Origin of the sequence: Arthrobacter sp. FW306-2-2C-D06B, from assembly GCF_021789175.1 — a bacterium.
In the GTDB taxonomy this organism is placed as follows: Bacteria; Actinomycetota; Actinomycetes; order Actinomycetales; family Micrococcaceae; genus Arthrobacter.
In genome coordinates this window covers 2176977-2202867 of the sequence record NZ_CP084560.1, presented here as the reverse complement: position 1 = coordinate 2202867, position 25891 = coordinate 2176977, and the positions used below count along the sequence as shown (strand labels likewise).

Below are 25891 nucleotides of genomic sequence, written 5' to 3'. Positions count from 1 at the left end.
CGAGGTCTCCAACAGGGAGGCTCGGGTTTCGCTCCCCGCATTGTTGACCAGCACACCCAAGCCGCCGAAGGCCTCCACGGCCTTCTGCACGAGCACTTGCAGACCTCAACCGAGTCCATCTGAGCGCGCGCCGGGGCATAGGCTGGCCAGTTGATGATAAGGCTGCTTACTATTAGCCGCAGGGAAGTGATTAGTCGAGGCGATGCGGAGGAAGAAATGAGCATGCACCGCCTGGATGATTTCAAGGCGAGCAAAGCCGTGCAGTTTGGGAGGGATGCGCCGGCTGACGACGTCGAGCGCCTGTTGTCTCAGGCCGAAGAGCGGATCGGCGACGTCCCGGCGTTGCTGGCGCTGGCCGAGGTGACAGGCCGGACGGCGCCGGACCCCGGCGAAAGAGGGACGGTCCGGCTGTGGGAGATGCTGGCGTCGCTGGCGGCAGTCGACGTCGCTGCTGCGCGCGTCTTCGAACCGCACCTGGACGCCGGCGCAATTCTGAAGCAAGCGGGACAGCAGGCCCTTTTCCACGGAACATGGGGAGTGTTCGCCGCCGAGGGGCCGGGTCACCTTCTCGAGGCGCGCGACTGCGGGCAATCCGCGCCCCCAGAGGCCGGTGTGACGCTTTCCGGCTCGAAGCCGTGGTGCTCCTTGGCGGGCCATCTCGACCATGCAATCGTCACCGCGAAGTCGCAGTCGGGCAGTCGCCAGGCATTCGCCGTCGACTTGCGCTCCCCGGGAGTGCAGGTGGAAGAACCGCTCTGGATTAGCCACGGGCTACGCGAAATTCCCAGCGGGACGGTGCATTTCACTGCTGTCCCTGCTGTCCCCGTCGGCGAGCCGGGCTGGTATTTTGAGCGACCCGGTTTTGCCTGGGGAGGCATCGGCGTCGCTGCTTGCTGGCTGGGTGGCGCCGTCGGCCTGTTGCGCACGTTCAAGGACGCCCTTTCGCGGCGGGAGCCGGACCAGATCGCGCTTTCCGGCCTTGGCGAAGCGGACCGTTTGCTCGCTTCCGGATTCGAGCTGCTCCGCGGCGCGGCGGCCGGGATTGACGACGGCACGCTGGTCGATCGCGAAGGCAACAATGACGCGTGGGCGCACGCGTTGCGGGTCAGGGGAAACGTGGCTGCCATCGTGGAAAGAATTCAGGAAACCGTCGGCGAGAACCTGGGTCCGGGCCCGCTTGCCCGGGAGGAGCGGCATGCCAAGCGGGTTTCCGATCTTCGCCTCTACGTCCGGCAACACCACGGCCGGCGCGACGACGCCCAACTCGGTTCCTTGGTCTTGAGGGGGGCAAGCACATGGTGACTTTCGTACATGCCGATGCAGGCACGGCCGAGGACGAATGGCTGCAGGCCGGGGTGGACTTGCTTCCCGAACTTCCATTGGACGACGCCGAACTGGCCGGGCGGACCGTCGTCGTGCTCGCCGCCCATCCCGACGACGAGACGCTCGGTGCCGGTGGCCTCATCTCCCGGCTGGTGGACTTAGGGGCCGCTGTCCGAGTGGTGCTGTGCAGCGCAGGTGAGGCCTCGCACCCGCACTCCCCGACCACCACGCCTGGCGAGTTGGCAACGCGGAGGCTACAGGAGTTCGAGGAGGCGATGGCGGCGTTGGGCCTGGGCGGCCACTGGACATTCCTTCGGCTCCCCGACGGTCAGCTTGGACATCACCGTCCTGCAATCCGCGACGGCCTGCGGGCCGCTGTCAGGGATGCGGCCGTCCGGGACCCTGCCGTCGGCACCCAACCCTCGGACGTCGTGCTGGTTGCCCCACTGCGAGCGGACGGCCACAGCGATCATGATGCCGCCGGTTCGGTTGCCGCGCAGCTGGCCGAAGCAGGGGGTTATGGGCTCCTCGAATACCCCATCTGGTACTGGCTTTGGGCCAGCGTAGCCGACGCGCGATGGCGCGGCTGGGTGCGGTCGGAACTGACGGCGCGCGGCCGGGAAGCCAAGTTCGCGGCATTCCAGGCCCACCGGTCACAGACGGAACCGCTTTCAGGACAGCCTGGTGACGAAGCACTCCTGCAGGAGCGCTTCGTCGATCACTTCCGCCGGACGTGGGAAACATTTGCGTGGACTCCTCCGTCAGGCAGCAACACAGCGGCGGATGCCGAGCGGGTATTCGACGCCGTACACCTCGCATCCAGCGACCCCTGGGACTATGCAAGCAGTTGGTACGAGAAGCGAAAACGCGCGTTGACCATGGCGGCGCTACCTAACCCGCGCTACGCCCGGGGCCTCGAACTGGGCTGTTCCACTGGAGTGCTGAGCGTCGAACTCGCCCAGCGCTGCGAGCAACTCGTCTGCGTGGATGCCAGCGGCCAGGCCCTCGCGTCGGCAAAGGCACGACTCGCAGACAGCCCCGGCGTCACGACGGCGCACATGACGGCGCCCGCCCAATGGCCCGATGGCCGGTTCGACCTCATTGTCATCTCCGAGGTGGGCTATTATTTGAGCCCCGCCGAGTTGGACGCCGTGCTCGACAAATCGGAGGATTCCCTCTTGCCGGGCGGGACGTTGGTGATGTGCCATTGGCGCCGGCCGATTTCGGGCTGGTCGCTGGATGGGGACAGCGTCCATGCGGCCGCGCGGGCGCGCCTGCGGTGGACTTCCGACGCGGTCTACCGGGAGAAGGCCTTCATTCTTGAGACGTTCGTCTCGGCCGCGCCTGGAATCTCCGATGCCCGCCCTTAGCCTTGAGGGCAGAAGCCGGCCCCTCGATGGAATTCTGCCCGCACCCGTTGGACCATCAGAGGGCAACATCACCCATGTCGCCGTCGTGGTTCCGGCCCGTAACGAGGCCGAGCGCATCGCCCCGGCGATCCGCGCTATATGCCGCGCCGCCACCGAGTTGCGCTCGGTGCGGCCCGGCGTAGACATCCGCGTAGTGGTGGTGTTGGACGCGTGCGACGACGGTACAGGAGAAGCCGCCGTCGACGCCGCCGCTCCTGCCGGGTTTCTCAGCGTCCTCGACGTCCGGCTCCACAGTGCAGGGGCCAGCAGGGCGGCCGGCATCCGCGCCGCGCTCGCCGCTACAACCGCCACCCCTGAGCAGGTCTGGCTGGCCAATACCGACGCCGACTCCATGGTTCCACCGCATTGGCTTTGCGGCCAGGTGGAACTCGCCGAGTCCGGGGCCGACGCTGTACTGGGCACCGTTGAACCGGATCCCGGCGAGCTGGACGGGAGCCTGTTTCAGGCGTGGGCGCGCAAGCATCGCTTCGCCGAGGACCATCCCCACGTGTTCGGGGCGAACTTCGGCGTCCGTGCTTCGCATTACCTCCGCGTCGGTGGGTTTGAGCCCGTGCGGATCCACGAAGACCGAATCCTGGCGGAGCGCCTCCGGCGTGCTGGAAGTGCCGTGGTCGCAACGGACACCCTGAGGGTCGTCACCTCCAGCCGCCTCCAAGGCCGGGCACCCCATGGCTTCGCCGGTTACCTCTGTGGCTTGGGCGACGCTTTGGCCACGCCTCCGGACACCGTGTTGGGGACTGGATAAGGAGTCCCCGGACGGGCTATGGATGGACCGCCCGGAGTCGTGCGATGAAGCAGGGCCAACGCCCGCGTAAGCGATATGTCCGCCCGGGCGACGAGTAGGGCCGTCAGCAAGGCTGCCGCAACGTGCGTGTCCAGCATCAAATCCGGTGAGTGCCCGGCCGCGACGGATGGCGTCGCGGCCAGCTGCCCAGGCTGCCATCCTGACCCCGCATGCTGATGTTGGGCTGGCGCAACAACCGAGAAGGTCCCGGAGAGCCGGTCGAAGGCCAGATGCAGGACCTGCTGGGCCACGCCACAGAGAACGAGCAATAACCAACTCGGCAGGTTTACCCGGGCGAGCAGCGAAGCGCACATACTCAACAGAGCCGTCAGCGCGATCAGCACCGGGACCCCGGGAGACACACCACCCGAGACGAGGTGGGCGACCAGGCCCAGTCCGACCGCCGCCGGTCCTACTTCCCACCCCGGGAATCTGGGACGTCGACGGGACCTCTGCTCATCCACGCTGCCCTCTCCCTTCCATCGTTGGACGGGTTCTGCTCTCCTTCATGGTGCCGCCGTTTCGCAGCTGAAGGAAGACTTTCCGGCCGTTCCACATTGCTCGTGGCTACAGCACCTCGAAGAGCGCCGAAGCCCCTGGCCTCGGGGCCCCGCAAAATGTGACACCATTTGCTCCATGGTTCGTAAAGTTGCATACCAAGGAGAGCCCGGCGCCAACTCCAACATCGCCTGCCTACAAATGTTCCCGGGCATGGAGCCAGTACCTTGCCCCAGCTTCGAAGATGCGTTCGACCTGGTGAAATCCGGCGATGCGGACCTCGCCATGATTCCCATTGAGAACTCCATCGCCGGGCGCGTTGCGGACATCCATGTCCTCCTGCCCGAATCCGGATTGCAGATTGTGGGCGAACATTTTCTCAGGATCCGATTCCACTTGCTGGGAATTCCCGGAAGCACCCTCGAACAGGCGCAGGAAGTGCACAGCCACATTCATGCCCTCGGCCAGTGTAGAAAGCTGATCCGCTCACTTGGGCTGAAACCAGTTGTCGCCGGCGACACGGCCGGTTCCGCACGGGAAGTCCGCGACTGGAATGACGCGTCCAAGGTCTCGCTGGCGCCTCCGCTCGCCGCCCAGATGTACGGGCTGGATGTCTTGGCAGAAGACGTCGAGGACGACGCCACCAACACCACAAGGTTCGTCGCCCTGTCCAGGGAGCGGCCGCAGCAAACCCGCGACGAGCTGCCCGGGCCTGTCATCACCAGCTTCGTCTTCCGGGTTCGGAATGTACCCTCGGCCCTGTACAAAGCTCTGGGCGGTTTTGCGACGAACGGTGTGAACATGACGCGCCTGGAAAGCTACATGGTGGGTAACGAGTTTGCTGCGACCACGTTCATGGCGGACGTTGAAGGGCACCCAACCGACACCCCCGTGCGCCATGCGCTCGAGGAGCTGGAATTCTTCACCGATGAGGTCAGGGTTCTCGGCGTATATGCTGCTGCTCCTTACCGAAGCCAGGGCTTCAGCGGTTCCGTCAATTCGGCCGTAACGCCTGCCGGCAGCCCAAAGACCACGCTGTCGCTTTAGCGGCTGCCCCTGCCCGCTACACGCACTCCGGGCGATACGTCGGATCTGCGGGGCCGCTCTGGAGAAGCGCGTTGGAGACAAGGGCCCAGACATTTGGATCGTTGGGAGATTGGTCGTGCTCGAACGTGTCGAGGGGGCAGTAGTCCTGGAGCACAAGGTTGGACACTTGCTTCACCGGTCCAAGGAGAGCCTGGCTCGCATAAGGGGTAACGACCTCGTCGTAACGGGTCGAGATGACGGTGTAGAACGGGCCCGGTACGGCGTCGCCGATCGAGTTGAGCTCGGCCATGAACGCCGACCCGGCATGCTGGTCCGCGCAGGCCTGGCACAGCGTGCTGGTTGCGGTCGTGTCGAGAATCATCCCCGCGGGCGACGGCGCGATGAGGCCTTGAGTTCCGTGGTTCGACGGCGCAATGCCGACGAGTTGGTGCACGTACTTGGCACCGCCGAGGAAGCCGATGTAGTACCGCGGCATCATCCCGCCTTGGCTGTGCCCGACGAGGTCGACTTTCTTTGCACCGGTCACTCCGAGAACTGATTTCACGAAAGTCGCGAGCTCAGCTGCGGAGTCCCGAATTGCCCCGCTGGCGGGGACACCATTGACTACCCCGTAGTTGAGCGAAAAGACACAGTACCCCTGGTCCTTCAGCACGGGTGAAAGCAGCGCCCAGTTCTTGTACATCGTCTCGAAGGTTCCCGGGACGAGGACCACCGGGTACGGATGCACAATTGACGGCCTGCACGTCCAATCATTGGCTCCGGGCGGGTCCGGTGAGATCGAGTCGGCCTGAGCCGCGGGTGCGGCGAAGAGTCCAATCGTGAGCGCTGCGACGGCGAGCCCGGCGGTGAGTCGGAATCGGCGCATGGCCTTGCCTTTCTCCTGGCCGCGAACCCCTATGTCCACGGCATCCCTAGCTACTTTGAAGTAACTTACTGGCGGGTTGCAATAGCGTGCTCACATAATGAGAAAACGTGCAATCGCTGGCGGGACTCGTATCACCCTCAAGGAAAGCGTCACGTTGCTACTCGCCGCGGAAGGCGGCGAGACTTACTGTGGAGTTATGGACGCGACAGCAGCCCACGCCTTTGCGACTCCGCCGGTATCACTCCACCGCCCCACCACTGCCGTTGAAGACATCATCACCCTCGCGGCCGGCGTCTGGCTCCTCACCGGAACTTATGTTGACGGCTGGGCGCACAATAACCTCCGCGACCTCGAGACGTTCTTCACTCCGTGGCACGCGATCCTCTACTCGGGCTTCGCGGCTTGCGCCGTCTGGATCGCCGCCCTGACCTTGCGCCGGCACGCCCCCGGCACGCGGTGGACCGAAGCGATCCCCGCCGGCTATGGGGCCGCGGCAGCCGGGGTCCTCCTCTTCGTCATCTCCGGGGCGGCGGACTTCGCCTGGCATTCGGTGTTCGGCATTGAGCAGGGCCTCAAGGCCCTCTTCAGCCCGTCCCATCTGGGGCTCGCCACCGGCGGTTTCCTCATCCTCAGCGCGCCCTTCTCCTCTGCATGGCACTCACCCCAGCGGTCATGGCCGCGGCTGATGCCCGCCGTCGTGAGCGCCATGCTCTCCGGCATGGTTGCGGCGTTCATCCTGCAGGAGTTCGCGGTCTTCGCCCGCCATGGACTCATCCAGACATACAGCGGCGCTGCCGGCGCGCCTGCGGTGGCGGTTCCGACGTCGTCGAGCATCATGGTCTCGTTGGCGTCGTTCTTCGTCTCGACGGCCGTGATCTTCGTGCCCGTCCTCTTGCTGTCGTTGCGCTGGCGCCTGCACGCCGCAGTGCCCGCGGCCATGGCGCTGCTCCCCTCCGTTGCCCTGCAGATCATGGTCGCTCTGCGGGACGCCTGGCTCGTGCCCGTGGCCGTCGTCGGTGCCGTCCTCGTCGGAGTGGTGTGGGCGCTAGTCCGACCCAAACCGGACCGTCCCGCAAGGCTCATGACCGCGATAGCTCTCTCCCCCGTCGTGTTCTGGGCCCCGTACTTCACCGGCGTGGCGCTCCGCGACGGGGCACTCAGCTTCGCCCCTGAAATTTGGGGCGGGACGCTCGCATGGACCGGACTCGAAATGCTCGCCCTCGCCGCGCTCATGCTCAAGGTGCGAGCAGCACCAGTGCCCGGTCCAGTTTCACCAGTCCGCTGACTCGTCAGAAGCGCCGATCATGTCGCGGGGCTTCTATCCCTCACAGACGGAGTTTCGAGAGCGTCGAGCAATCGCTTCACCGAGCCGCCGAGGTTCCAGTCGGTAGCGAGACGCTCGAGTTCAATGCGTGAATCTCCGGCGACAGGACGCAATAGCGCTCCCGCCTCGTCGAGAGTGGGCAGCGCGAGGTCGCGCACGACGTTCACAACTACGGGCGCAACCGCGAGGTACTCGGCGGCGGCGGCGAGTTTCGACCTCACGGGTGCGGACAGTCCGCTGCCCGGATCGACCGCGGCCGCGAGCAACGCGTCGAGTGTGCCGTACTCCGCGAGCAACGACGCCGCCGTCTTTTCGCCGATCCCCGCGACGCCCGGCAGCCCGTCGGAGGCGTCACCGCGCAGCGTAGCAAAGTCGGCGTACTGCTCGGGCAACACACGATACTTTCCGACGACGACGGCGTCGGTCACGATCTCGAGGTTCTTCATGCCTCTCGCCGTGTAGATGACCCGCACCTGACGGGCGTCCTCAACCACCTGGAACAGATCGCGGTCGCCTGTCACGACGTCGACAGGAAGCTCCGCGTGGCTCGCGTAGCTTCCAATAACATCGTCAGCTTCGTGTGCGGCAGCCCCGACCACGGCGATCCCCGCAAGTCGGAGGACCTGCCGGATCATAGGAACCTGCACCTCCAGCGCGTCCGGCACCACTTCGACGTCGGGAGCATCAGGTACCGCCTCCGCGACCCGATGCGACTTGTACGTCGGGATGAGGTCCACCCGCCACTGCGGGCGCCAGTCCTCGTCCCAGCACGCCACCAAATGCGTGGCCCCATAGTCGGTAGTGAGCCGCGCGATCATGTCCAGCAGGCCGCGGACGGCGTTCACCGGGGTGCCGTCGGCGCGCCGGATCGAATCGGGCACGCCGTAGAAGGCGCGAAAGTACAGGGAGGCCGTATCGAGGAGCATCAGGCGGTGGGTCATAACCGATCCTTACATCCACAGCCCACAAAGGGCAGGTGCTCACCGGTTTCCCGGAGAAGCACTTGCCCCCTGTGAAGACGTGCTACCTCTTGGCGCGGCGGCGAATGACCGCTGTCGATGCTGCGCTGGCGGCCAGAGCGCCTGCGCCGACCAGCGACCAGAGGACCAGGTTGGACTCGGCATTCGTGCTGGCGTCGCCGCTTGCGGTGCCGGCGGCGGTGACGCTGGAAACAGCGGCAAGACCGGAATTGCCCTTGTTGGCCTTGCCGTTGCCGCCGCCGTGGTTGCCGCCGCCGTCGTTTTTGCCTCCGCCGTTTCCGGAATTCACAACCACGGCTGCCCAGCGCTTGTTGCCGGACGTGGCTCCGACGGCGCCGATCATGTAGTTGCCGCCGTCCATGAAAGTAATGGAGGTGGAGAAAGCGCCGGTACCGTCAGCGATGACGCTGAAGTTCGACGGAGCGGGCCGCCCGCCGTCCGGAGCCTTCTTGCCGCCGGTCCGCTGGAACGTGATGTTGACGGTTTCGCCGGCGATGTAGCCGCTGCCGGAGAAAGTGATGGATTCGCCGCGAGCTATGGTTCCGTCGGAAACGGTTCCGTATTCATTTCCCGGCGCCGGGTAGGTGGTGGATGCTACGGCCGGCGCAGTGCCAGCCAGTGCGATTGTTCCTGCAAGTGCAAGCGCTGCAATAGACTTCTTCATTTGTCCCCCCTGAGACGAATTACAGAATTCACGTGAATGGTGGGGACATAAATCCCCCTGCGATTGCGTGCTGAAATCCCAAATGTCTAGCCAGCGACGACGGTATCATCCACAACTGCTTAGGTCGATAACCGGGTGGGTTCGTCGTCTAATTCTTTTCCTTGACTGCGACTTGTGTCGTGTCGCGCTGGGTTGCGGCCCAGCTGGCGAGGACTTTCAGGGCGTCCTCGGAGGGGGTCCCGGGGTCCGCCGTGTAGACGTTGATACGCAGTCCAGGGTCGGCCGGGAGTTCCAGCGCCTCGAAGCTCAGGTCAAGGTCCCCGACAATGGGGTGGTGCAGGCGTTTGCGGCCGGCGCGATGGTATTTCACGTCGTGACGGGCCCACCGGGTACGGAATTCTTCGCTGCGGGTGGACAGTTCACCGATCAGGTCCGTGAGGTCCTTGTCGTACGGGTTTTTCCCGGCGGTGGAGCGCAGGACAGCGACGATGTCGTCCGCTGCGCGTTCCCAGTCGGCGAAGAACTCCCGCGCTTTCGGGTTCAGGAAGGTGAAGCGCGCGCTGTTCGGCGGGGCAGTCACCTCTGCCATCATGTCCAGATACAGGGCACGGCCCAGTTCGTTGGCGGCGAGGACATCCCCGCGGTCGTTGCGGACCCACGCCGGAGCGGCCGTGATCGCGTCGATGACCCGTTGCACGCTCGGCCGCACCGTCTGCGGGCTGTGCCGGCGCCGCACCCGGGGAGAGGCAGTGGCGGCGCGGGCCAGATCGAAAAGGTGGGCCGTTTCGGCGTCGTCGAGCTTCAACGCACGGCCGAGGGCTTCGAGGACACTGTCCGAGGCGCCGGAGAGGTTTCCGCGCTCGAGGCGTACGTAGTAGTCGATGCTCATCCCTGCGAGCATCGCCACTTCCTCCCGGCGCAGCCCGGTGACCCGCCGATTGCCGCCGTAGACCGGCAGTCCGGCCTCGTCCGGCGTGATCCTTGCCCGGCGGGAGGTCAGGAACTTCCGCACGTCCTCGCTGTGTGTCATGGCATCCACGCTACGCCCGGTCGACCGGAGGAGGGAGGCACTGGCGTTACCCGGAACGGCCATGACTCCCGGCCCGTACGGAATCACGGTTGCATGGAAAGCATGAAACCTGAACCCGCCACAGCCTCCCACCCGGGAGCGATCCTGGCGATCATCCTCGCCAGCTACTTCATGATCCTCCTGGACAACTCTGTCATCTTCACTGCCCTGCCGAGCCTGCAGGCAGAACTGCGGCTGAGCACCGGCGAGCTCTCCTGGGTCCAGGACGCGTACACGCTGGTCTTCGGCGGCCTGCTGCTCCTCGACTCCCGGGCAGGAGACCTGCTCGGGCGCCGTCGGGTGTTCGTGTTCGGGCTCGTGGTGTTCTCGATCGCCTCGCTGCTGATCGGCGTCGCACCGGAGGGCTGGTGGGCGATCGCCGGCCGCGCGGTCCAGGGTATCGGGGCGGCGATCGTCGCACCCGCCTCACTGTCCCTGCTCACCGCGAGCTTCCCGGAAGGACGTGAGCGCACCCGGGCAGTGGCCTTGTACGGCGCGACCGCAGGGATCGGCGCCAGCCTGGGCCTGGTCATCGGCGGTGCCCTGGCCCACTGGATCTTCTGGCGGGCCGGGTTCTTCGTCAACGTACCCATCGGCGCCGCGATGATCGCCCTCGTGCCGCGATTCATCCCGGAGACCGGCCGCGCCCGCGGACGCTTCGATGCATTCGGCGCGCTCAGCGCGACCCTGGGGGTCGGCGCGCTCGTCTTCGGGATCATCAACACCGCCGACGCCGGCTGGGAGTCCCCGGTCACGCTCACCGCCGTCAGTGCCGGCGTCGTACTCCTCATCGCGTTCGTGTTGATCGAGCGCACGGCGGCCCAGCCGATCATGCCGCTGTGGCTGTTCCGGAGCCGCCGCCGCACCGGGGCCTACGTCGCCCGCTTCCTGTATCTGGGGGCGATGATCGCGTTCTTCTTCTTCACCACCCAGTTCCTTCAGGAAGTGCTCGGCTTCGACCCGTTGCAGGCCGGTCTCGGATTCCTGCCCATGACGGCAGTGAACTTCGCCGTCGCGATGAGCATCCCTCGGTTCGTTGGCCGGTTCCCGGGCTCGCTTCCGCTCCTGGCCGGGATACTGCTCACCCTCGCCGGGATGTTCTGGCTCAGCCGCGCCGGCACCGACTCCAGCTATCTGACCGGGGTGGCCCTGCCGATGATCCTCATCGGCGCCGGGCAGGGCCTCGCGTTTGCGCCCCTGACCTCCTTCGGCATCACCGGAGCCCCCGCGTCCGACGGCGGCGCCGCATCGGGTCTCGTGAACACCTTCCACCAGGTCGGCACCTGCCTCGGGCTCGGCATCGCGGTCGCCGCCGCAGCCACCGTCCCGGCGGCGGGCTCCGCCGTTGCGCACCTGGCCGCCCAGGTCAGCACCGCACTCACGACCGGCAGCATCCTCCTGCTCCTGGCACTGGCCGTCACCGCGGCCCTCATCCTGCCCGCCGACCTGGCAGCCCGCCGCACCAGAACACTTCCAGCGACGCGGCCCCTGGCCGAGGCCCCGCACTGACCCACCAACCCCGCACTTCAGGGGGGGTACTGACGTGCACTCCCACAACTCCACACATCTGCATACCGTGAAAGGCATGGACATGGAACTAACACTCAATAACGGCGTCACAATGCCCGCCATCGGGCTCGGCGTCTTCCAAAGCGCCCCCGAGCAGACTACGGCGGCCGTCGAGGCCGCGCTTGCCACCGGCTACCGGCACATCGACACAGCCGCCGCGTACGGTAACGAGCGGGAAGTCGGCGACGGCATCCGCCGTTCCGGCCTGGACCGCTCCGAGGTCTTCATCGAGACCAAGGTCTGGGTCAGCGACTACGGCTACGACCAGGCGCTGCACGCCTGGGACAAAGCGACAGGCAAGCTCGGCGTCGACTACCTTGACCTGCTCATCCTCCACCAGCCAGCCCCGGACCGCTTCGAAAAAACCATCGCGGCATACAAGGCGCTGGAGGCCCTGCTCGTCGACGGGCGGGTGCGGGCGATCGGCGTCAGCAACTTCATGCCGCACCACCTGACGCAACTGCTCAACGCGAGCGACATCGTCCCGGCCGTGAACCAGATCGAACTGCACCCCTACTTCACCCAGCCGGACGTCCAGACTGCCGACGCCGAACACGGGATCCTCACCCAGGCCTGGTCGCCGATCGGAGGGATCACCTTCTACCCCGGCTGGGGCGAAGAGCGGCGGAACGTCATGGAAGATCCGGCCATTGCCGCCATCGCAGGGACCCAGGGCAAAAGTCCGGCCCAGGTCATGCTCCGATGGCACCTCCAGCAGGGCCGATCAGCCATCCCGAAATCGACCAACCCGGCCCGGATCGCAGAAAACTTCGACGTCTTTGACTTCGAGCTCAGCACCGACGAACTCGCCGCGATCGACTCGCTCGACAGCGGCAATCGCAACGGGCCGGACCCGGACCAAGCGCGGCCGGAGCGCTTTGCCATGGTCATCCCCGAAGCCTGAGACCCCAAGACCCGAGACAAAGAGAAGGAACAGCATGGAATACCGATCCCTTGGCCGCACAGGCGTGCAGCTCAGTCCCTTGTGCCTTGGCGCGATGATGTTCGGCCCCTGGGGCAACAACGACACCGCCGACTCCATTCGCATCATCCACCGCGCCATCGACGCCGGCATCAACTTCATCGACACCGCCGACGTCTACTCCGGCGGGGCATCCGAGGAAATCGTCGGGCAGGCACCGGAAGGCCGCCGTGAGAACGTGTTCCTTGCCACGAAGTTCTTCATGCCCATGAGCGAGGATCCCAACCAGCGCGGCGGCTCCCGCCGCTGGATCATCCGCGAGGTCGAGAACTCCCTCCGCCGCCTGGACACCGACTACATCGACCTCTACCAGGTCCATCGGCCCAGCCCGGACACCGACGTCGAGGAGACCCTCGGCGCCCTCACCGACCTCGTCCGCCAAGGCAAAGTCCGGTACATCGGCTCCTCCTCATACTCCGGATCCCAGATCGTGGAAGCCCAGTGGGCATCGAGGGAACGGAACCTGGAGCGGTTCGTGACCGAGCAGCCGCCCTATTCGATCCTGGTCCGCGGCATCGAAGAAGACATCCTTCCAACAGCGCAACGCCACGGCATGGGCACCCTGACCTACAGTCCGCTCAGCGGCGGTTGGCTTTCAGGACGCTGGCGCAAAAATTCCGATTCCACCCCCACATCATCCGCGCGTCCGAACGCGCGCTTCGACATGAGCAGTCCGGCCAACCAGCGAAAACTCGACATCGTCGAAGAACTCGCCCAGCTCGCTGAACAATCCGGTATGACGCTCATCGAGCTGGCCATCGCGTTCGTGATCAACCACCCAGGCGTCACGGCCGCGATCGTCGGACCGCGCACCATGGAACAGCTCGAGTCCTACCTGCCTGCCGCTGACATGACACTGAGCACCGATGTGCTGGACCGCATCGACCAACTCGTCGCACCCGGCGTGACCGTCAATCCTGACGACAATAGCTATGGAGCCCACGAACTGACACCACTGGCACTACGACGGTGATGTGCATGACCCTGCACGATCGTAGAAACGGCTGCTTCAGAGGCCGCCGAGAAGGGGCCGAACCGCCCCTCGACGGCCCACCGGGTTTCTTCTTCTATCAAGTCGGCGTTGATCCGTGCGCCGGTCATCACGCCCTCGGCCGCCGCGGTGATTACTTGGGCCATCAAATTTGAGACATTGCCCGCCGCATACACGCCCTGGACGGCAGTCGCACCCGTAGCATCGGTCTCGATAAGCCGCCCCACCCCCATGGGGTGCACCTGGGTACTTAGCCCGAGTGATTCCAGCAGCGCGGACCTGGCCTCCATCCGTGTACCGACAGCCAGGGCCTGCATGTCGAACGAGGAGCCCTGGCGGAGCGTGAGCCCCGTGAGGACCCCGTTGATTGAGTCCACCGAGGCCACTGCGCCGTCGACGACTGTTACGGACCGGGCGCTGAGCTTGTCCCACTCTTCCTCGGTGGGTTCCACGGTGTCATTGCGGAAGAGGGTGATATCCGGGGACCACTGTCTGAACAACAGTGCCTGATGGACGGACATCGGACCGGTGCCCAGCACTCCAATCCTTTTCCCGCGGATTTCCCAGCCGTGGCAGTAGGGGCAGTGCACAACACCCCTTCCCCATTGCTCCTGCAGGCCGTCGATGGGAGGCAGCCCGTCAGTCAAACCAGTGGTCACCAGCAGGCGCCGTCCGGAGAACCGGCGCGCGTCTCCAGGATCACCTCGAATCCATCGGTGGTCCGCCGTGCCGAAACGGATTCGCCGTCAATGATCTTTGCTCCGTAGGAGAGGACTTCGCTACGTCCGATGGAGAGGAGTTCCCCGGGGCTCACACCGTCCCTCGAAAGATAACCGTGCACCCCCGTCGCGGGTGCGTTTCGTGGTGCTCCGGAATCTATGACCAGCACCGAGCGCAGTGCGCGGCTCAGCGTCGTGGCCGCGCTGAGCCCCGCAGCGCCGCCCCCGATAATCACAACGTCATACCGTGTGTTGTCCATAATGATTTGCCCTTCGTCGTGTCCTGAAAGTCCGCCGTCAGTGTCCTTGGGTGGTACCACCAGCTTTCATCCCGTCCGCAGAACTGGCAAATTAGTTTGCTGTTATGGCAAACTGGGGGCATGGCAAATGCGCTTGATGATGTTCTCGGGGCTGTCGGGCCCCGACTTCGGGCACTCCGCACGGAGCGGGATCTCACCCTCGGAGAGGTGTCCTCTGCATCCGGAGTGTCGGTGAGTACCCTGTCCCGCCTGGAATCCGGCCAACGCAGGCCAAACCTCGAAATTCTGCTGCCCCTAGCGAGGTTGTACGGTGTTCCTCTTGATGATCTGGTGGGCGCCCCGCCCACCGGGGATCCGAGAATTCACCTGCGTCCGATCACCCATGGCGGCATGACGGCTGTTCCCCTCACGCGCCGGCCGGGTGGTTTGCAGGCCTTCAAGATGGTGCTCGCCGGTGATGCCCGCGGTGCCGAGCCCGATCCGCGCGTTCACGAAGGCTACGAATGGCTCTACATCCTCAACGGACGGCTGCGACTGGTGCTGGGCGACAATGACTTTGAACTCCGTGCGGGCGAAGCCGCGGAATTCGACACCCGCACACCGCACTGGTTCGCCAGCGCCGACGGGAAACCCGTCGAATTCATCAGTTTGTTCGGACAGCAGGGCGAACGGATGCACGTACGCGCCCGGCCCAAGCCCGCATAGCGGCTGAGGCGCGGTCCGCCGGGCCTCTCTCTTTCCGACATGGGGAGTGAGTCAAAGTCCGCCATGCTCGGAGCCACACCCGCCGGATGCACCCTTTCCAGGGGAAGAGTCATCCTCTCCTGACCGGATGCCGCGCGGTGTCCCGCGGGGAGTTCGCGGACCTGAGTTCGCCTTCGAGACGCCGGTTGTCGGCCTCGAGGACCAGGACCATCCGGATGCCCGCGAGGTTCAATCCCAAGTCCAGAAGCTCTCCGATCCGGCGCAATGTCACCAGATCGTCCTCGCTGTACTGACGGGTGCCGCCCAGGGTCCTGCCCGGTTCCAGCAAGCCCTTGCGTTCATACAGGCGCAGGTTCTGCTGTCCCGTCCCCACCAGCTCGGCCGCAACGGAAATCGCGTATACACCCCTCCCCCGGTCCTCGGCCTGGCCCATCGGGTCCCTCCAAATCCAGCCAAAATCAGGCTTGCCCTTACCTAGTCTCAGTGCTATAAGAAATATATACCAGCCACCATAGATCGGCTGGGTTGACAACAAAAAAGCTGCGATCTGCAAGGAGTGACACACCATGCTGATGCGAACCGATCCGTTCCGTGAATTCGATCGGCTGGCCGAACAAGTGCTCGGCACCACGGCGAGGCCGGCGGCCATGCCGATGGACGCCTGGCGGGAAGGCGAGGACTTCGTGGTCGCCTTCGACCTCCCCGGAGTCACCGTCGACTCGGTGGACATCGACGTCGAACGCAACGTGCTGACCGTCAAGGCCGAGCGCCCGGACCCCGTCGGCGAGGGCACGGAAATGATTGCTTCCGAACGCCCCCGCGGCGTCTTCAGCCGCCAGCTCATCCTCGGGGATGCGCTGGACACGAACGGGGTCAAGGCAAGCTACGACGCCGGAGTCCTCACCCTGCGGATTCCGGTGGCGGAAAAAGCAAAGCCGCGGCGCATCGAAATCGAAACCACCGGAAAACAGCGCCAGGAAATCAGCGCCTGACCATCGGCGCAGCCTCCCGGACCGGGAGCACCTCAGCGGCCCGTCGTGCAGAGAGGGCGGTCGAGTTCACAGACCACGCCACAGCGCAGCCAGCGCAGAATGACGAGGCCCCGAGGATGACTCCCGCAACGATGGTCCCCGGTTGAACGGACCGGGGACCATCCCCGTCCCCCACCCACCAGAACACGGCACGGCCACGATGAAGAGCAACGGCCCCGATCCTTACGACATCCTGCACATCGCCACGACCGCCACCGCGCGTGAGGTGGCCCACGCCTACCGCACGCGCATCCGCGGCCGGCACCCCGACACCCGGCCTACCCGCGAACACCACGCCGACCCCGGCACGGCGGCGCCGGAGCTGCAGGAAGAGCTCCAGGAGCTCCGCGACATCATGGCCGCGTACGCCATCCTCGGCAACCCGGAAAAGCGGGCGGCCTACGACCGGGAGCATCCGCATCCGGCCGCACGCCCCAAGCCCCCGCGGCCGGAGGGCTCCCCCTCCAGGACAGCGGCGCAGCTGCTTCCCGCCGCCTCGCTCCTGATCGGACCGGTCATCTGGGAGTCGCCCGACGGACGATCCCCTCGAATGCCGGACCGGCAAGGTTCATATCCTCCAACCGGCTACACGCTGATCCGCTGGATCTAGCGCTGAGAGCTGAAAACCACGCAATCGCAAGGAGCCTCCATGAGCGCCTGGCGCCCGTACGACAACCAATTGATGCCGGCGTTCTACGAACGCTTCGAAAAACGATGGGGCAAAGGAACAGCGCCCTTCCTGGACCCCGAAACCCACGAACAACCCATGCCCCGGGCCCAATGGATCAACGCGGACACCGGCGCCGCCGTGGCGGTCGTGCCCATCTGGACCGAGGACCCCCAGCACCGCTCGTTCGGGGTCTTCTACCTGCCCCCGGCCGGTGACATCTGGGTCCTGAGGCCCGGCTACACGAACTACCTCGAAACCGACATCAGGAATGCTGAGCAAGCCACCCTGCGCAACGACGCATTCCGAAAAGCCGTCGCTCACGCAAAAGAGTTCATCTACGGAACCCAGCCCTGAATACCGTGCTGGACAACACCCGGACTGCAAGGTCAATCACGCGGACTGTTCAACGCGATGCGTCCCGCGGCCGGGCTGGCCGCGGGACATACGCCGGGGGTTTGTGGGTGGTTCCTCAAGCGGTGCGTACTTGCCCGGTGGTGATGGGCGACGGCCTGAAGCCCTTGACCGCCATCCACACGCCCAGGGACAACTCCCAAACGAAGATCGGCAAGGTTGCGAGTCCCGACCACACCGAGATCCCCTGGTTGACACCGAACATCGTTGCGATCGTCGACGCAAGCAGCAACGGGCCGCCGATCAGTCCAAGCAGGGGAATGACGCGCGGCACGAGCCCCGAACGGTACATCAGGTATCCGAGCAGCAGCCCGCTCACCCCCGGAACCAGGCTCGGCCCGAGAATGAACGTCCAGTCGCGGACCGCCACGAGCGCCTGGCCCACGGGAACCAAGGCCGGGTCCGCTCCGCCCTTCTGTCGCAAAGTGACCACAGCCAGGAGACTGACGACGCCGATCACGATGACCGCGGCTTCAAACATCCGGGCGGTGACGAAGCCGAGCGCGATGCCCTCGTTCTGCCGTTTGACGACAGGAAACAGCGCGACGGCGGTGCCCACGGCGGAAACCGCGTTGACGAGATCGAGGAGGCAGCCGAAGATGACGGTTGAGTCGGCGCCGGGGCCCGTGATGTAGCGCGGATCGTTCAGGACGGGCGAAATCAGGAACAGCGCCGGGATCGAACTGACGAAGGTGACCAGGTACAGGATGCCTGCGACCATCGCGGTCTTCCGCAGCGGGTCCATCCGGACACGATCGGTTGCCAGGGTTTGGATTGTGGTTTTCATGGTGTGGTCCTTCTTGGGGGTGAAGATGCGAGTGTTCGACGCCGGTTGGCTGGGTTGCGTGGCCCCGGCTTGGTTGATTGCCAAGAGCGGTAGTGCCAAGTCTTGGAGCTTTTGCAGCAGACCGTAGAGCGCGGCTTGATCGACGTCGCGGATGCGGATGACGGTGGTTCCGTCGTGTTCGTTGGTGAGGCTCAGTCCTTCGAACCAAGCAGTCCAGCGGGAATCAAGATGGCCTTTGACACGGACTTCGTATTCGGCCGGCGTGTCGTCCCGGCTTACCGGTCTCGCGTTCATCGCCCCTCCTTCTGCCTTAGTGGATTTCAGCCGCCTTGCGGATGACTTCCTTGATGCCTTGAAGGTAGAAGGAGATGTGGTGAGCGGGGATCACCACATCTGGTGATTGATGTGGTGATCTTTTAAGAGACCCAGCTCTTCGGCCCGGCGGACGGCCGAGCGGCGGTTGTTCGCGCCGAGTTTGGCGTAGATGTTCTTGGTGTGTGTCCGGAGGGTGTTGAGGGAGACGAGCAACTCGCGCGCGATGTCCGGGCCGTCCAGCTCCGAGGAAAGAAGCCGAAGCACTTGCAGCTCGCGTTCGCTCAGGGGCACGATGAGGCGTTGCTGTGCTGGGGTGCTGTGGCCTCGGGTACTGCGGGTCCGAGCACCTCGGGCCCCGGTCTGGTGCGTTTCGGTCCCGACCGACTCCAAGAGGCGGTCTACATAGTCCGAGGCGCTCCCCTGTTTCGCGAGCGTTTCCAGCAAGTCGGCCATCGCCTTACCCTCATCGACGAACACTGAGACGTAGCCCTCTGGTTCGGCGAGCGCTACCGCACGTTGCATCGCTGCCAGCGCCCCGCCGTCGTCCGCTACTCTTTGGCGGGCAAGCGACATGAGAACCAGAAGTTCGACGACGGTCCCCGTCCTGCCACCGTCTTCCGCGGCCCGAAGAAGACGGCCAAGCAGCGCGATCGCCCGTCCGGCAGAGTCATCCGACGGCTCCGCCCTGTGCTGGGCGAGGAGTGCCTTGGCCAAGGTGATGTGCTCGAACTCGTTCACGTAGGAGAGTTCATCTTCGTCGGAAATGCCTCGCTCACGCGCCCAGCGAAGAGCGTCGGACGTCCTTCCGCGCGAGATCCACATCCGCGCCCGCACGGCCGCGACCGGATGCACCTCGGGAAAGAAGTCGCCGACGTAGAGGCGCTCCGCCTCGTCGAGTTGCTCAAGCGCGCCGCCCACGTCCCCTGCCGCGTGGAGGACCCGGGCCATCGCGACCCGCGAGCGATACGGGTTTTGGGGCAGCGCGGCACCCTCGCCGAGCTTCTGGCTGGTCAGCAAGTGCTGCCTTGCGACGTCACGTTCGCCACGCTCAAGAAGGAGCATGCCCATTCCTACGTGCATGTCGGCGGTTCCCCGGAGCATTTGCGTCGGGTGCCGGCCCGCGACTTCGAGACCCCGCTCGTAGATGGCCATTGCGTCGCGGAGCCGGCCTTGGGTAATCCGGATGTCGGCCAAGGCGATGGAACAACCGAGCATGTCCGAGTGGTGCCCGGCCCGTTCCAGGTTGGAATAGGAATCGGACCACAGTCCGTACGCTACGCCCAGTTCGCCGTTCGTCCAGTGACCGATCGCCAACAGTCCGGATGCCGCTCCGCGCTCGAGATGATCGTCCTTCCCGACAAGACCGAGCGCGGTAGTCGCGTGCGTCATTGCCCCGGCAGTGTCCCCGACTGCGAGCGCCTGCGCTGCACGGTAGATCGCGATCGAACCGGTGAGCTTCCCCTCGTCGCCGCCACCCGCCGTCGTACTTACCCACTGCTCCGCCTCCTCGAGGCGGGCGTCGACGCCGGTGAGCTCGCCGCTTGCGAGGAGCGCCCCGGCGTAGGCAACGCCCAGCCCGGGCCGCGCTTGTATCAGTTCGGCGGGGAGCGCCTGGAACCAGCGGCTCAGCGTGGCTTCCTGGCGGTCCTTGCGCATGGCGGGGATCGCGAGCTCGATCAGGTCCGCGGCCCGCTCGAAGTCCTTGCCGGCCATTGAGTGGTGGATAGCTTCCGGAAAGTCGCCGTCTTGTTCGTGCCAGAGGCTTGCGCGCTCGTGCAGTTCGATAACGCGGCCGGGCTGCTCGTCCATGAGTCGCGCCCGTAGCACGTCGGCGAAGAGGTGGTGATAGCGGTACCACCATCGACGGTCATCCAGTGGAACCACAAACAGGTTCCCTCGATCGATCGACTCGAGCATTGCTTTTCCGGTGTTTCGGCCGGTCACTGCGTCGCAGAGTGGGCCGTTGAGCCGGTTCAGGATGGAGGTTTGCAGCAGGAAGTTCCGGACGTCGTCGGGCTGGCGCTGAAGCACCTCTTCCGCGAGGTAATCGACGATGTAGCGGTCATCACCTGCGAAGCCTGCGATGAAGCCGGCGACGTCCTCCCTTCCCTGCATCGAGAGCGCCGCCAATTGGAGCGCGGCGATCCAGCCCTCGGCCCGAGCTTCGAGGGCGGCGATATCCTGCGCGTTGAGACTCAGTCCCATCACGCCGTTGAAGTAGGTGGCAGCTTCCTCCGGGGTGAAGCGGAGATCGGCGGCACGGATCTCGAGGAGCCTGCCACGTGCCCTGAGTCGCGGGAGTGGCAAAGCTGGATCGGCACGGCTCGCGATGACCAGCTGCAGCTGCGCGGGCAGGTTCTCGACGAGAAAGGCCAGCCCCTCCTGCACATCCTGACTCTCAATGACGTGATAATCGTCGAGCACCAAGACAAATCTGTTCGGGACCACCTGCAACTCGTTGATCAGGGTGGTCAGGAAGTCTTCAGTGCCCGATTGCCGGGATCGGAGTATTGCGAGCGCCCTGGCGCCAAGACGGTTCGATGCCCTGTCCAGCGCAGCTACAAAGTAGGTCCAGAACAGCGTGGGATCGTTGTCCCGCTGGTCGAGCGAGAGCCAGGCGGGCGAGTGGCCGTTGGCAGGTGCTTCTGCCAGCCACTCGGTAAGCACCGTCGTTTTCCCGAAGCCGGCGGGGGCCGAGACGAGGATCAGCGTTTGCGCGTCGGCCTGGCTGAGACGGTCGCTGAGCCTGGGGCGCGCCACGAGCGCGCGTCGTAGTCCGGGGATGTGCAGTTTGGTCTCGAGCAATGGACCCGCCATCACGGACCTCCCTCGACAGCCGGTCACCTTGCCTCGGCCCGGGTGATCCCAGTCTAGTGCTGCGGATGTTGCAGTCGATGTACTTGTCATCATGAAGAGCGTCACGGCCATAATGGCGGAAGGGGTGCCTCTGGTTCTCGCGACGCACGCTCTTCCCCTATTAAGGTCCAAAGAACAGGAGTCACAGTGAAAGCCATCGTGTACGAAAGGACAGGACCGTCGTCGGTGCTGGTTCTGCAAGACAGGCCAATACCATCACCGGGACCGGGCCAGGTCAGGGTCCGGGTGGTGGTGTCGGGAGTCAATCCCACCGATTGGAAGTCCCGCGCCGGCAGCGGGACTGGAAGCAAGCTGGAGGCACCAAAGGTGCCCAACCAGGATGGCGCCGGCGTTATCGATGAGCTCGGACCCGGCGTGACGGGACTGTCCATCGCAGATCGCGTTTGGCTTTGGGACGTGGCCTGGGGCAGCACCGAGGGCACAGCCCAGGAGTATGTGGTGGTCCCCGCCGCGCAGGCCGTTGCGCTCCCGGACACGGAATCCTTCGACACCGGCGCATCCCTGGGGATCCCGGCGTTGACCGCGCATCGTGCGCTGACCTCCAAGCAAAACGGACCGGCCAGGCTCTCCCCGGGATCTTTGGAAGGACAGGTGGTGCTTGTCACCGGAGGCGCGGGGGCGGTCGGGCATGCCGCCATTCAGCTCGCCCGCTGGGCGGGGGCAACCGTCATCACCACCGTAAGCGGGGAGCAGAAAGGTGAACTTGCCCGTCAGGCGGGCGCGCATTACGTGATCAACTACCGCACCGACAACGTTTCGCAGGCAGTATCACGAGTGGCCCCCACTGGCGTTGATACGATCGTCGATGTCGACGCTCCGGCGAACATCGGCGCTGACCTCGCGGTGCTGAAGCCAGGCGGAACCATTTCCATTTATGCTGCTGCGCCCGGTGAGTCCTTGGCCATTCCCGTTCGCGAGAGTATGGCAAAAAACGTTCAATACCAGTTCGTCCTCACGTACACCGTTACGGATCAGCAAAAGACGGCGGCCGTTGCCGCCGTCACCGAAGCACTCAAAGCAGGGGCATTGCGTGTCGGCAATGAACACGGGCTCCCGCTGATCCGCTTTCAACTCGATGAAACCGCGGCAGCGCACGATGCCGTGGAGCAAGGCTCCGTCGGAAAAATCCTGATCGACGTGTCCGCGCCCTGAGCTCGCGGTCGGATTACATCGGTTATGTCCAATGACGCCTGGCGGTCATTTCAGTAAGTATACTTACTATCCCTCGTGCAGTTAGCCGACGTCTCCGGCTACATTCGCGAAAGGGGGTTTCGCTCTGATGGTAAGCATGCTTACTATCTTAACTGCCAGTATTTCTGGTTCTTGATCCGCAGCAGACCTTCTTGGAAAGAGAGCGAAGATGACAGAGAACCAATGGGACGGGAATTACACGCCCCCGCCGGCCACCGAGCAACGAGCGGATGCCCAAGTTCACCCGCCGCAAGCCCACAACAGCGGCATGCCGACGACGGAAACCATCAAGGACGAAGCAGGGAACGTGGCCGAGCAGGCCGGGGACTCTGCGAAGAACGTCGTCGAAACCGCGAAATCCGAAGTCGCGAACGTTGCCTCTGAAGTGAACTCAAGCGCAAGGGATCTGCTGGAGCAGGCCAGGCTGGACCTCACGGACCAGGCCGGAAAGCAGCAGCAAAAGGTCGCAGCAGGCCTTCGGTCCATCTCGGAGGAACTGCAATCCATGGCCAGCGCCTCGGAGCACCCCGGCGTTGCAACGGATTTGGTGCGGCAAGCCGCCGGACGGTCTTCATCCGTGGCGACCTGGCTGGAGGACCGGGATCCGGGCTCCCTGCTGAACGAAGTGAAGACCTTCGCGCGGCAGCGTCCTGGGGCGTTTCTCCTCTTGGCCGCCGGAGCAGGCGTCCTGGCCGGCCGCCTGAGCCGCGGACTGAGCGCCGGCGCTGACGCCTCCTCACGCGGAACGGCCACCGGACCTGCGCCGATCCAACCCGTCCAACCCGCCGACGACGTCCACCCCGCCCGGGACGACGCTCGACCTTTCGCCCCCGGTCCAGGGATGACAGTGCCCCCTCCCCCGGTCCAGCTCCCCGGCCCAACCGCCACGACCGCTGGATATTCGAACCCCGACACCCTCTCTGGGAACAGGACCGATGAGCCCACCGGCGCGCATGGCACCCTGCCTCAACCCGCACCGGTCAGCGAGCCGGAAGCCGATCCCTGGCCTAACGGCGGGGTGACCGAGGATCCATTTACCCGTGACCGTTCGCATCGTCTCGGTTCTCCTGCTCCCTTGACGGGAAATGACGAGATCGACGGCGAAAGCAGCCCCGGCGTCGACCCCGCCAGCGGTGAGTCGCGATGACCGAGAACCAAATCCCGACGACGCCCGCACACGCCAAAGCGGAATCGACATCGCTGGGAGACCTTCTGGGCGAGGTCACGCGGGACATTTCCACGCTGATGCGCCAGGAAGTGGAGCTGGCCAAGGCTGAACTGAAGCAGTCCACGGCGCAGGCAGGGAAGGGCGCCGGAATGCTGGCAGGCGCCGGCGTTGCCGGGCATTTCGTCCTCCTTTTCCTCTCCCTCGCCCTTTGGTACGCGCTGGGCGAGCTGATGGGCTTGGGCTGGTCCGCCGTCGTCGTGGCTGTCCTCTGGGCGATCGCGGCGGCCGTCCTGGCATCGATAGGCCGTAAGGAACTCAAAGCCGTCAAAGGGATGCCCCAGACGGCGGAAACAATCCAGGAAATCCCAGAAACACTCAAACCACGCGAGGAGCAACGATGAGTGAAAATCCGGATGATATCCGTTCCGAGATAGAGGAAACCCGCCGACGCCTTGGCACCAACGTTGACGCGGTGGCAGATAAAGTGACGCCGTCTCACGTAGTCCGACGCCAAACCGAAAAAGTCAAAGACGCCGTCTTCGGTGTGAAGGAGAACGTCATGGGCGCCGCGGATGAGCTGGCAGACGGCGGGCGATCAGCGATCGACGACGCCGGTGCGGCCATCGGCGACGTGCCCCACCGCCTGGCCGGCAAGACCCAAGGCAGCCCGTTGGCTGCCGGACTGATAGCCTTCGGGGCCGGGCTGCTTGCGGCTTCCCTGATCCCGGCAAGCGAGAAGGAAAAGGAGGCAGCCGCGGCACTGAAGGAAGCGGCCGAACCCCTGACCGCCGAACTTGCCGCGGCGGCTCACGACGTGGCCCGGGATCTCCAGGAGCCGGCCCAGGAAGCGCTTGAAAACGTGAAGTCCGCGGCCACTGAGGCAGTCGAAAACGTCAAGGAAGAATCCCAGACCGCCGTCTCGGACGTAACGGACAGCACCACAGCGGCCAGGGACAGGATCCAGCCCGCCTGATCCACACGGATCCACACGGAGGCGTGCTGGCCGGCCAATACGGCATAAAGGACAGCGCGCCTCCGGCCCGCTTTGGAATGAGGGACATCCATGACGACGAACAGCCCTGCCGAAAGCAGCAAGGCCAAGGCAGCAACAGCCCCGGATGCCGATGATGCGAGAAAACCGGACAGGCCCTCCGACATCGCCAAGCCGACCTGGACCTACATAGCCAAGAGGACCTTCCGAGAGTTCGGCAAGGACCAGTGCCCCGACGCCGCCGCCGGGCTGACCTACTACGCCGTGCTCTCCCTTTTCCCTGCGCTGCTTGCGCTCGTCTCCCTCCTCGGCATTTTCGGGCAGGCAGGAAAGAGCACGTCCGCCCTCCTGGACCTTCTCCAAGGCATCGCCCCGGGATCCACTATCGACACCATCCGCCAGCCCATCGAGGAGCTCACCACCTCGACGTCGGCCGGTTTCGCCCTGGTACTCGGTCTCGTCGCTGCGCTGTGGTCGGCGTCGGGATACGTGGGAGCCTTCAGCAGGGCCATGAACCGCGTCTACGAAGTGGACGAAGGGCGCGGATTCATCAAACTCCGGGCAACCATGCTCGGTGTCACCGTATTCGCGGTGATGGTCGTGGCCCTCATCGCCGGCATGCTCGTGCTCAGCGGACCCGTCGCCGACGCCGTGGGAAGGGCAGTCAACCTTGGCGGGGACCTCCTGACGGTGTGGAGCATCGCAAAATGGCCCGTCGTCGTCCTGTTGGTGGTCTTGATCATCGCGGTCTTGTACTACGTCACCCCTAATGTGAAGCAGCCGCGGTTCCGTTGGATGAGCATCGGTTCCTTCATCGCTTTGCTGGCATTCATCCTGGCATCGCTGGGCTTTGGCTTCTACGTGGCAAACTTCAGCAGCTACAACAAGACCTACGGTGCAATAGGCGGTGTCATCGTGATGCTCCTGTGGTTATGGATATTGAACATGTCCCTCCTGTTCGGCGCAGAGTTCGACGCCGAAATGGAACGCGGGAGGGAACTGCAGGCAGGACTCGACGCCGAAGAAACCATCCAGCTCCCGCCCCGCGGAACCAAGCGCAGCGAGAAACTCGAGAAACACAAAGAAGAAGACATCGTCGACGGCGAGAGGCTTAGCGGGCAGCACAACCGGGAGGCGGACTGACCTGTCCCGGGACCGGACAAGGACTCAATCGCACGACGTATCTTCTGGACCCGCCCGGGCGATGCTTGATAGACAGCCAACAAATCGACAAAAGGAC

27 protein-coding genes are annotated in these 25891 nt (G+C 64.9%); 17 read left to right on the top strand and 10 right to left on the bottom strand.

The annotated features are described in order from the left end of the window. Positions 1-222 precede the first annotated feature (222 nt). From LFT47_RS10240 to LFT47_RS10230, 3 genes are read left to right on the top strand one after another with little or no spacing between them, the layout of a single operon-like run. Entirely contained in the window at positions 223-1302 is a 1080-nt protein-coding gene (locus LFT47_RS10240; RefSeq protein ID WP_442863466.1) for an acyl-CoA dehydrogenase family protein, read from the top strand. Then, positions 1296-2693 carry a bifunctional PIG-L family deacetylase/class I SAM-dependent methyltransferase gene (locus tag LFT47_RS10235; RefSeq protein WP_236817971.1) on the top strand — a complete coding sequence of 466 codons (1398 nt, stop codon included), beginning with the start codon at positions 1296-1298 and terminating at the stop codon, positions 2691-2693. The genes LFT47_RS10240 and LFT47_RS10235 overlap by 7 nt, the downstream gene beginning before the upstream one ends. After that, positions 2680-3498, top strand: coding sequence for a glycosyltransferase (locus LFT47_RS10230; protein ID WP_236817969.1), 819 nt, complete (start codon positions 2680-2682; stop codon positions 3496-3498). The genes LFT47_RS10235 and LFT47_RS10230 overlap by 14 nt, the downstream gene beginning before the upstream one ends. Here LFT47_RS10230 and LFT47_RS10225 read toward each other — a convergent pair. Further along, positions 3435-4001: an acyl-CoA reductase gene (locus LFT47_RS10225; RefSeq protein WP_236817967.1), complete on the bottom strand. Its 567-nt coding sequence runs from the start codon at positions 3999-4001 to the stop codon at positions 3435-3437. The genes LFT47_RS10230 and LFT47_RS10225 overlap by 64 nt on opposite strands. Before the next feature lie 172 nt (positions 4002-4173). Here LFT47_RS10225 and LFT47_RS10220 point away from each other — a divergent pair, with 172 nt between their 5' ends. Next, positions 4174-5082, top strand: a complete 909-nt coding sequence (locus tag LFT47_RS10220) for a prephenate dehydratase (protein ID WP_236817965.1) — start codon at positions 4174-4176, stop codon at positions 5080-5082. Positions 5083-5098: 16 nt separating this feature from the next. Here LFT47_RS10220 and LFT47_RS10215 read toward each other — a convergent pair whose 3' ends face one another. After that, a complete protein-coding gene (locus LFT47_RS10215) occupies positions 5099-5947 on the bottom strand; it encodes an esterase/lipase family protein (protein ID WP_236817963.1) in 849 nt (282 codons plus the stop codon). A gap of 196 nt (positions 5948-6143) precedes the next feature. On the opposite strand from LFT47_RS10215, the gene LFT47_RS10210 reads away from it, so the two are divergent. Then, positions 6144-7232, top strand: coding sequence for a hypothetical protein (locus LFT47_RS10210; RefSeq protein ID WP_236817962.1), 1089 nt, complete (start codon positions 6144-6146; stop codon positions 7230-7232). 17 nt (positions 7233-7249) lie between these two features. Here the strand turns inward: LFT47_RS10210 and LFT47_RS10205 are convergent, their stop codons facing one another. The 3 genes from LFT47_RS10205 to LFT47_RS10195 all read right to left on the bottom strand — a co-directional run bounded on the left by LFT47_RS10205 (position 7250) and on the right by LFT47_RS10195 (position 9945). Beyond that, a complete protein-coding gene (locus LFT47_RS10205; protein WP_236817960.1) occupies positions 7250-8212 on the bottom strand; it encodes a 5'-3' exonuclease in 963 nt (320 codons plus the stop codon). Between the two features lie 82 nt (positions 8213-8294). Further along, on the bottom strand, positions 8295-8915 hold the full coding sequence (locus LFT47_RS10200) for a hypothetical protein (protein ID WP_236817958.1): 621 nt from the start codon (positions 8913-8915) through the stop codon (positions 8295-8297). 148 nt (positions 8916-9063) lie between these two features. Further along, positions 9064-9945 carry a helix-turn-helix transcriptional regulator gene (locus LFT47_RS10195; RefSeq protein WP_236817957.1) on the bottom strand — a complete coding sequence of 294 codons (882 nt, stop codon included), beginning with the start codon at positions 9943-9945 and terminating at the stop codon, positions 9064-9066. Between the two features lie 102 nt (positions 9946-10047). Here LFT47_RS10195 and LFT47_RS10190 point away from each other — a divergent pair, with 102 nt between their 5' ends. The 3 genes from LFT47_RS10190 to LFT47_RS10180 all read left to right on the top strand — a co-directional run bounded on the left by LFT47_RS10190 (position 10048) and on the right by LFT47_RS10180 (position 13508). After that, complete coding sequence (locus LFT47_RS10190; RefSeq protein ID WP_236817955.1) at positions 10048-11493, top strand: MFS transporter; 1446 nt, start codon at positions 10048-10050, stop codon at positions 11491-11493. 82 nt (positions 11494-11575) lie between these two features. Then, positions 11576-12457: an aldo/keto reductase gene (locus LFT47_RS10185; RefSeq protein WP_236817953.1), complete on the top strand. Its 882-nt coding sequence runs from the start codon at positions 11576-11578 to the stop codon at positions 12455-12457. Between the two features lie 34 nt (positions 12458-12491). Continuing rightward, on the top strand, positions 12492-13508 hold the full coding sequence (locus LFT47_RS10180; protein WP_236817951.1) for an aldo/keto reductase: 1017 nt from the start codon (positions 12492-12494) through the stop codon (positions 13506-13508). Here LFT47_RS10180 and LFT47_RS10175 read toward each other — a convergent pair. After that, on the bottom strand, positions 13466-14185 hold the full coding sequence (locus LFT47_RS10175) for an NAD(P)/FAD-dependent oxidoreductase (protein ID WP_336885437.1): 720 nt from the start codon (positions 14183-14185) through the stop codon (positions 13466-13468). The two genes, LFT47_RS10180 and LFT47_RS10175, sit on opposite strands and share 43 nt — an antisense overlap. Continuing rightward, a complete protein-coding gene (locus LFT47_RS21435; RefSeq protein WP_336885436.1) occupies positions 14182-14505 on the bottom strand; it encodes an FAD-binding protein in 324 nt (107 codons plus the stop codon). Before LFT47_RS21435 ends, LFT47_RS10175 begins: the two co-directional genes overlap by 4 nt. A gap of 120 nt (positions 14506-14625) precedes the next feature. On the opposite strand from LFT47_RS21435, the gene LFT47_RS10170 reads away from it, so the two are divergent. Continuing rightward, positions 14626-15210, top strand: coding sequence for a helix-turn-helix domain-containing protein (locus tag LFT47_RS10170; RefSeq protein WP_236817949.1), 585 nt, complete (start codon positions 14626-14628; stop codon positions 15208-15210). 109 nt (positions 15211-15319) lie between these two features. On the opposite strand, the gene LFT47_RS10165 is transcribed toward LFT47_RS10170, so the two are convergent. Beyond that, entirely contained in the window at positions 15320-15643 is a 324-nt protein-coding gene (locus tag LFT47_RS10165; protein ID WP_236817947.1) for a MerR family transcriptional regulator, read from the bottom strand. A gap of 133 nt (positions 15644-15776) precedes the next feature. Between LFT47_RS10165 and LFT47_RS10160 the strand changes: the two genes are divergently transcribed. The 3 genes from LFT47_RS10160 to LFT47_RS10150 all read left to right on the top strand — a co-directional run bounded on the left by LFT47_RS10160 (position 15777) and on the right by LFT47_RS10150 (position 17265). Next, complete coding sequence (locus tag LFT47_RS10160; protein WP_236817939.1) at positions 15777-16202, top strand: Hsp20/alpha crystallin family protein; 426 nt, start codon at positions 15777-15779, stop codon at positions 16200-16202. Between the two features lie 199 nt (positions 16203-16401). Beyond that, positions 16402-16851 carry a J domain-containing protein gene (locus LFT47_RS10155; protein ID WP_236817932.1) on the top strand — a complete coding sequence of 150 codons (450 nt, stop codon included), beginning with the start codon at positions 16402-16404 and terminating at the stop codon, positions 16849-16851. Between the two features lie 39 nt (positions 16852-16890). Continuing rightward, positions 16891-17265: a hypothetical protein gene (locus LFT47_RS10150; protein WP_236817930.1), complete on the top strand. Its 375-nt coding sequence runs from the start codon at positions 16891-16893 to the stop codon at positions 17263-17265. Positions 17266-17380: 115 nt separating this feature from the next. Here the strand turns inward: LFT47_RS10150 and LFT47_RS10145 are convergent, their stop codons facing one another. Continuing rightward, positions 17381-18403: a DUF4386 domain-containing protein gene (locus tag LFT47_RS10145; protein WP_236817928.1), complete on the bottom strand. Its 1023-nt coding sequence runs from the start codon at positions 18401-18403 to the stop codon at positions 17381-17383. A 90-nt stretch (positions 18404-18493) separates the two neighbouring features. After that, positions 18494-21241, bottom strand: coding sequence for a LuxR C-terminal-related transcriptional regulator (locus tag LFT47_RS10140; RefSeq protein ID WP_236817926.1), 2748 nt, complete (start codon positions 21239-21241; stop codon positions 18494-18496). A 186-nt stretch (positions 21242-21427) separates the two neighbouring features. On the opposite strand from LFT47_RS10140, the gene LFT47_RS10135 reads away from it, so the two are divergent. The 5 genes from LFT47_RS10135 to LFT47_RS10115 all read left to right on the top strand — a co-directional run bounded on the left by LFT47_RS10135 (position 21428) and on the right by LFT47_RS10115 (position 25794). Then, positions 21428-22453: an NADPH:quinone reductase gene (locus LFT47_RS10135; protein WP_236817924.1), complete on the top strand. Its 1026-nt coding sequence runs from the start codon at positions 21428-21430 to the stop codon at positions 22451-22453. 208 nt (positions 22454-22661) lie between these two features. Continuing rightward, positions 22662-23639 carry a hypothetical protein gene (locus LFT47_RS10130; protein ID WP_236817922.1) on the top strand — a complete coding sequence of 326 codons (978 nt, stop codon included), beginning with the start codon at positions 22662-22664 and terminating at the stop codon, positions 23637-23639. Next, on the top strand, positions 23636-24061 hold the full coding sequence (locus tag LFT47_RS10125; RefSeq protein ID WP_236817920.1) for a phage holin family protein: 426 nt from the start codon (positions 23636-23638) through the stop codon (positions 24059-24061). Before LFT47_RS10130 ends, LFT47_RS10125 begins: the two co-directional genes overlap by 4 nt. Beyond that, positions 24058-24633: a DUF3618 domain-containing protein gene (locus LFT47_RS10120; RefSeq protein ID WP_236817911.1), complete on the top strand. Its 576-nt coding sequence runs from the start codon at positions 24058-24060 to the stop codon at positions 24631-24633. Before LFT47_RS10125 ends, LFT47_RS10120 begins: the two co-directional genes overlap by 4 nt. Before the next feature lie 90 nt (positions 24634-24723). Further along, a complete protein-coding gene (locus LFT47_RS10115; RefSeq protein WP_236817909.1) occupies positions 24724-25794 on the top strand; it encodes a YihY/virulence factor BrkB family protein in 1071 nt (356 codons plus the stop codon). Positions 25795-25891: the final 97 nt, after the last annotated feature.

Bases quoted from the DNA above. Each gene is read 5' to 3' on its own strand.
- LFT47_RS10240 (WP_442863466.1), top strand. From the start codon at position 223: ATGCACCGCCTGGATGATTTCAAGGCGAGCAAAGCCGTGCAGTTTGGG.
- LFT47_RS10235 (WP_236817971.1), top strand. From the start codon at position 1,296: ATGGTGACTTTCGTACATGCCGATGCAGGCACGGCCGAGGACGAATGG.
- LFT47_RS10230 (WP_236817969.1), top strand. From the start codon at position 2,680: ATGCCCGCCCTTAGCCTTGAGGGCAGAAGCCGGCCCCTCGATGGAATT.
- LFT47_RS10220 (WP_236817965.1), top strand. From the start codon at position 4,174: ATGGTTCGTAAAGTTGCATACCAAGGAGAGCCCGGCGCCAACTCCAAC.
- LFT47_RS10215 (WP_236817963.1), bottom strand. From the start codon at position 5,947: ATGCGCCGATTCCGACTCACCGCCGGGCTCGCCGTCGCAGCGCTCACG.
- LFT47_RS10210 (WP_236817962.1), top strand. From the start codon at position 6,144: ATGGACGCGACAGCAGCCCACGCCTTTGCGACTCCGCCGGTATCACTC.
- LFT47_RS10205 (WP_236817960.1), bottom strand. From the start codon at position 8,212: ATGACCCACCGCCTGATGCTCCTCGATACGGCCTCCCTGTACTTTCGC.
- LFT47_RS10200 (WP_236817958.1), bottom strand. From the start codon at position 8,915: ATGAAGAAGTCTATTGCAGCGCTTGCACTTGCAGGAACAATCGCACTG.
- LFT47_RS10195 (WP_236817957.1), bottom strand. From the start codon at position 9,945: ATGACACACAGCGAGGACGTGCGGAAGTTCCTGACCTCCCGCCGGGCA.
- LFT47_RS10190 (WP_236817955.1), top strand. From the start codon at position 10,048: ATGAAACCTGAACCCGCCACAGCCTCCCACCCGGGAGCGATCCTGGCG.
- LFT47_RS10185 (WP_236817953.1), top strand. From the start codon at position 11,576: ATGGAACTAACACTCAATAACGGCGTCACAATGCCCGCCATCGGGCTC.
- LFT47_RS10180 (WP_236817951.1), top strand. From the start codon at position 12,492: ATGGAATACCGATCCCTTGGCCGCACAGGCGTGCAGCTCAGTCCCTTG.
- LFT47_RS21435 (WP_336885436.1), bottom strand. From the start codon at position 14,505: ATGGACAACACACGGTATGACGTTGTGATTATCGGGGGCGGCGCTGCG.
- LFT47_RS10170 (WP_236817949.1), top strand. From the start codon at position 14,626: ATGGCAAATGCGCTTGATGATGTTCTCGGGGCTGTCGGGCCCCGACTT.
- LFT47_RS10165 (WP_236817947.1), bottom strand. From the start codon at position 15,643: ATGGGCCAGGCCGAGGACCGGGGGAGGGGTGTATACGCGATTTCCGTT.
- LFT47_RS10160 (WP_236817939.1), top strand. From the start codon at position 15,777: ATGCTGATGCGAACCGATCCGTTCCGTGAATTCGATCGGCTGGCCGAA.
- LFT47_RS10155 (WP_236817932.1), top strand. From the start codon at position 16,402: ATGAAGAGCAACGGCCCCGATCCTTACGACATCCTGCACATCGCCACG.
- LFT47_RS10150 (WP_236817930.1), top strand. From the start codon at position 16,891: ATGAGCGCCTGGCGCCCGTACGACAACCAATTGATGCCGGCGTTCTAC.
- LFT47_RS10145 (WP_236817928.1), bottom strand. From the start codon at position 18,403: ATGAACGCGAGACCGGTAAGCCGGGACGACACGCCGGCCGAATACGAA.
- LFT47_RS10140 (WP_236817926.1), bottom strand. From the start codon at position 21,241: ATGGCGGGTCCATTGCTCGAGACCAAACTGCACATCCCCGGACTACGA.
- LFT47_RS10130 (WP_236817922.1), top strand. From the start codon at position 22,662: ATGACAGAGAACCAATGGGACGGGAATTACACGCCCCCGCCGGCCACC.
- LFT47_RS10125 (WP_236817920.1), top strand. From the start codon at position 23,636: ATGACCGAGAACCAAATCCCGACGACGCCCGCACACGCCAAAGCGGAA.
- LFT47_RS10120 (WP_236817911.1), top strand. From the start codon at position 24,058: ATGAGTGAAAATCCGGATGATATCCGTTCCGAGATAGAGGAAACCCGC.
- LFT47_RS10115 (WP_236817909.1), top strand. From the start codon at position 24,724: ATGACGACGAACAGCCCTGCCGAAAGCAGCAAGGCCAAGGCAGCAACA.